1 pseudogene is annotated in these 439 nt (G+C 64.5%); it reads left to right on the top strand.

Going from position 1 to position 439, the window contains the following annotated elements:
- Window positions 1-439 (top strand): annotated as a pseudogene (locus M3149_RS22805) (type VI secretion system Vgr family protein); the annotation flags it as partial.

Below are 439 nucleotides of genomic sequence, written 5' to 3'. Positions count from 1 at the left end.
TGCTGGACCTGACGCCCGGCAGTGTGCTCAAGCTCTCGAACCACACACTCCCGGACGCGAAACACGGGCTGCTCGTGGTGCGCACGACGTGCCGGGCCGCGCGCAGCGAACCGTATCACGTGAAGTTCGACGCGATTCCGTCCGACCGCCAGTACCGGCTGCCGCTGAAGGAAGAGACGTGGCCCAGGATTCACGGCGTCATCACCGGCACGGTTGCCTCGTCGGGCGGCTGGCGCGACCCGTATCTGGGCAGACAGGGCGACTACATCGTCCATATCCATTCAGACCGCGACAGGCGTGTTCCTGGCCTGCAAAGCTGCCCGATGCGGCTGGCGAAGCCTTTCGCCGGGCCGGATCAGACCGGTTTCCACTTCGGCCTGATCGAGGGAACCATCGTCACCATCGGCTTTCTGTGGGGCAATCCCGATCTGCCCTATAT

Origin of the sequence: Hydrogenophaga intermedia, from assembly GCF_023715105.1 — a bacterium.
GTDB lineage: Bacteria > Pseudomonadota > Gammaproteobacteria > Burkholderiales > Burkholderiaceae_C > Hydrogenophaga > Hydrogenophaga intermedia_A.
The sequence above is the reverse complement of the archived record's forward strand: the minus strand, read 5'-3'. Positions and strand labels throughout refer to the sequence as shown.